General features: G+C 52.3%; 3 protein-coding genes. 1 reads left to right on the top strand and 2 read right to left on the bottom strand.

Features of this window, described 5'->3' with window-relative positions:
* Positions 1-104 precede the first annotated feature (104 nt).
* Positions 105-1574 carry a malate dehydrogenase (quinone) gene (mqo, locus tag AC128V_RS06640; protein ID WP_482763889.1) on the bottom strand — a complete coding sequence of 490 codons (1470 nt, stop codon included), beginning with the start codon at positions 1572-1574 and terminating at the stop codon, positions 105-107.
* 18 nt (positions 1575-1592) lie between these two features.
* Positions 1593-2135, bottom strand: a complete 543-nt coding sequence (locus AC128V_RS06635; protein WP_482763888.1) for a VIT1/CCC1 transporter family protein — start codon at positions 2133-2135, stop codon at positions 1593-1595.
* A gap of 78 nt (positions 2136-2213) precedes the next feature.
* Between AC128V_RS06635 and thrS the strand changes: the two genes are divergently transcribed.
* A complete protein-coding gene (gene thrS / locus AC128V_RS06630) occupies positions 2214-4199 on the top strand; it encodes a threonine--tRNA ligase (protein WP_482763887.1) in 1986 nt (661 codons plus the stop codon).
* Positions 4200-4309: the final 110 nt, after the last annotated feature.

Raw genomic sequence — 4309 nt, 5'->3', positions numbered from 1 at the left:
GGTAAGGTCACCGTTATGAAGACTGACGGGCGAATCACAATCATCAAGTAGTAAGTGACAAAGCGGGGGTGGGTGACCACCCCCGCTTTGCATTTAACTGATCTTTAGGCTTTGAGCTTGAGCACCCTCGCGGTGTCAGCAAGTATATTCTTTGCTAGCTTGGGATCGGCATTTAGCTTTTTACCTAGTCCAGGAATCGCCTTCTTCAAAGCTTCAAACCAGCCGTTCGACTCCTGCGGATACATTCTTTCGATTACATCGAGCATTACTGAGACTGCGACCGATGCGCCAGGGGAAGCTCCAAGCAGCCCGGCGATGCTGCCGTCCTTGGCTGCAATAACCTCTGTGCCGAACTGCAAGGTGCCGCCACCTTTGGAAGGCTTTATCACCTGAGCACGTTGTCCAGCTTCGTAAAGAACCCAATCTTCAGCCTTAGCTCCCGGCACAAATTCGCGAAGGCCTTCTATTTTCTGGTTTCGGGACTTTGTAACTTCCTTGATGAGGTAGGTGACCAGGTCAAAATTCTTGAGTGCAACGCTGAGGTATGGAATGAGGTTTTTAGGTCTGAGCGAAAAGGGCAGATCCAAGATCGAACCGTACTTTAGGAACTTTGGGTTTATGCCAGCGAATGGGCCAAACAGCAGTGAAGTTTTGCCATCCACCACTCTGGTGTCGAGGTGTGGAACAGACATTGGGGGAGCGCCTACCTGAGCTTGGCTGTAAACCTTGGCCTGGTGCTTTGCGACAATCTCAGGATTATCTGTGCGAAGAAAATGCCCAGACACTGGGAATGTGCCATACCCATCAATCTCAGGTATACCGGCGCGCTGCAATAGCTTCAGCGCCCAGCCACCTGCGCCAACAAATACTTTGTCCGCGCGGACAAGTCTTTGATAGTTCTCGCCCCCAAGAGAGAGCTGCCATGAGCCATCTTGGTATTGGTAAAGGTTCTTGACTTCGACGCCGGTCTCGACCTTCACGCTCTTTTTACTGAGCCAGCGGATTAGTTGCTGAGTTATTGCGCCATAGTCGACATCGGTTCCCTGGTCGATGTAGGTGGCGGCAATTGACTCCTGGGCCCTACCTTCAATGATCAGCGGCGACCACTTTGCAATCTGCTTCGGGTCTTTGCTGAATTGAATCCCTGCAAATAGCGGCTGCGTCTTGAGCGCTTCAAAGCGTCTGGCTAGGTAGTCGGCATCTTTGTCGCCGCGCACGAAGGTCATGTGTGGAACGGTGCGGATAAACGTCTCTGGTGCGGAAAGAATGCCCTGCTCCACAAGTGATGCCCAGAACTGCCTAGAAACCTGGAATTGCTCGTTAATGTCGATTGCCTTAGTGGGATCAGGCAGAGATCCGTCTTTACTGTCCGGCATGTAGTTGAGTTCACAAAGAGCTGCGTGACCGGTTCCAGCGTTGTTCCAAGGGTTAGAGCTTTCAAGGGCGACCTTGTCGAGTCTTTCAAACAGCACAATCTTGGCTTTGGGATTGACGAGCTTGATCAATACGCCAAGGGTTGCGGACATGATGCCGCCACCAACTAGGGCTAGGTCGTAATGCTCTGAGTTTGACACTGTAAAAGGGTAACTTACCTAGAGAACAGTTACACCCAGAATCGTGCCTATTAGGTAAGAAAGCCCAACGGTCACAATCGAAACCAGAACGTTTCTCAACACGCTTTTACCAACGGGGGAGTTTCCAACCTTCGCTGCCCAGAAGCCTGTGATCGCAAGGGCTATGACAACTGCTGCTGCAGTAACTTCAACTCGGTATTGATCCCATGGGCCAAGGATTGCAAGTAATGGCAACACGGCTCCTGCCGTAAATGCTACGAACGAGCTAAAGGCGGCGGCCCAAGGACGAGCGCTGGTGTTCTTGAGGTTCTTACCGTGCGCAATTTCTGCGTCGCGCGAAGCGCTAACCGAGGTGTACTCACCGCCACCCATTGAAATTGCTCCGGCAACTACCGCTGCGACACCGGCAAGCAGAATGTTTCCCTTATCCGCACCTGCACTGGCAACGCCGATGACAACACCGGCGATAGACACGATGCCGTCATTTGCGCCTAACACAGCGGCTCTAAGCCAGTTGAGTTTCTTTTCTAATGCGCGAGTAGCTGCTTCCATGATTTGCATTCAACGGCAAATTTGACTAGCTGTCTAGTAAGGCACGCCTGACCTATAGCGATTAGACTTGCCGAGTTAGGAGCGAGTGTGAACATCGAACTTGCAGGCAAAACTCACCAGGTAAGTGAGGGAGCGGATGGCTTTGGACTATTCGAGGATCGCTCCATCATCGCCCTTAGGGTGAACGGCGAACTAAGAGATCTCAGCTACAAGCTAAAAGAGTCTGATGTTGTTGAAGGTATTGATATATCCTCCGATGAGGGACTGTCGATTCTGCGCCACTCCACCGCCCACGTGATGGCTCAGGCTGTCCAGGAGATTTTCGATCCCGCAACCCTTGGTATCGGTCCACCAATCAAAGATGGTTTCTACTTCGACTTTGACGTTGTTGAGGCTTTCAAGCCAGAGGATCTCAAGCGCATCGAAAAGCGCATGAAGGAACTCGTTGGTAAGTCACAGCGCTTTGTTCGCCGTGAAGTCTCTGACGATGAAGCAAAGCTGCTGATGAAGGACGAGCCTTACAAGCTAGAGCTAATTGGACTTAAGAGCTCGGATGTTGGTGAAGGATCTGCAGAGGTTGGCGAGGGTGGGCTTTCCGTTTACGAGAACATCAATCCTGACGGCACGGTTGCCTGGCGTGACCTTTGCCGCGGACCTCATCTGCCAAACACCAGAACAATCGGCAAGGGATTCTCGCTTACTCGCTCTGCGGCCGCCTACTGGCGCGGCAACGAGAACAATAAGCAGCTGCAACGTATTTACGGAACCGCATGGACGACTCAGGAACAGCACGATGCGCACCTAGAGCGCCTAGAGGAAGCGGCTCGTCGTGATCACCGAAAGCTCGGAGTTGAGCTCGATCTATTCAGCTTCCCAGATGAGATTGGCTCGGGACTTGCGGTATTCCACCCAAAGGGTGGTGTTATCCGACGCGTGATGGAGGACTACAGCCGCAAGCGCCATGAAGAGGCAGGCTACGAGTTCGTTTACTCCCCGCACATCACTAAGAGCAACCTCTTCGAAACCTCGGGGCACCTGCAGTGGTATGCCGATGGCATGTTCCCAGCTATGAAGTTAGATGCCGAGTATGGCGAGGACGGGGTTCTGCGCAAGCAGGGCCAGGACTACTACCTAAAGCCCATGAACTGCCCGTTCCACATTCTTATCTTCCGCTCAAGATCTAGGAGCTACCGAGAGCTTCCGCTGAGAATGTTTGAGTTTGGTTCGGTTTATCGCTACGAAAAGTCAGGTGTACTTCACGGTCTGACTCGAGTTCGAGGAATGACTCAAGACGACGCTCACCTATTCGTAACCAATGAGCAGCTCGAAACTGAACTCACGAAGGTGCTTGATTTTGTTCTAGGGCTGCTGCGTGACTACGGTTTGAATGATTTCTATCTCGAGCTTTCAACCAGAGACCCAGAGAACCCTAAGTTTGTTGGGCCTGATGAGCTTTGGGACAGAGCCACTTCAACCCTTTCACAGGTGGCTGAAAAATCTGGACTCACATTGGTTCCAGATCCTGGTGGAGCAGCCTTCTACGGCCCCAAGATTTCAGTTCAGGCACGTGACGCAATTGGCCGCACCTGGCAGATGTCAACCATTCAGTTGGACTTCAATCTGCCAGAGCGATTTGATCTTGAGTATGTGGGAGCGGACGGAGATCGTCACCGCCCGATCATGATTCACCGCGCTCTTTTTGGTTCAATCGAGCGATTCTTCGGTGTGCTGACCGAGCACTATGCCGGGCACTTCCCACCGTGGCTAGCCCCGGTGCAGGTGGTCGGAGTTCCAGTTGCGGATGAGTTTGCTGATTATCTAGACGAGTTTGTTCAGCAGCTTCGCTCCCTAGGTGTTCGAGCGGAGGTTGATCGTTCAGACAACCGCATGCAGAAGAAGATCCGAGACCACACTCTGGCGAAGGTGCCATTTATCCTGCTGGCCGGTGGCCGCGATGCTGAGAATGGAACTTTCAGCTTCCGCTACCGCGACGGATCTCAGGAGAATGATCTTTCAAAAGAGCAAGCTCTTGGACTGATCCTGGACTCAATTGAATCTAAGACGCAGGTCTGATGAGCGACTTTCTCGAATCAATGTCGTCGATGCAAGATGACTTTCAGCGGCTTTGGACTCCGCATCGTCTGATCTATTTACAGACCGGGCAGCAGCCACCGGATGATGAA

The organism is Aquiluna sp. (assembly GCF_965064355.1).
Note: the sequence above shows the minus strand (reverse complement) of the source record. Positions and strands in the feature narration are given on the sequence as shown.

What these genes read in the sequence shown, in the direction of transcription:
- AC128V_RS06635 (WP_482763888.1), bottom strand. Translation starts at nt 2,135, where the DNA reads ATGCAAATCATGGAAGCAGCTACTCGCGCATTAGAAAAGAAACTCAAC.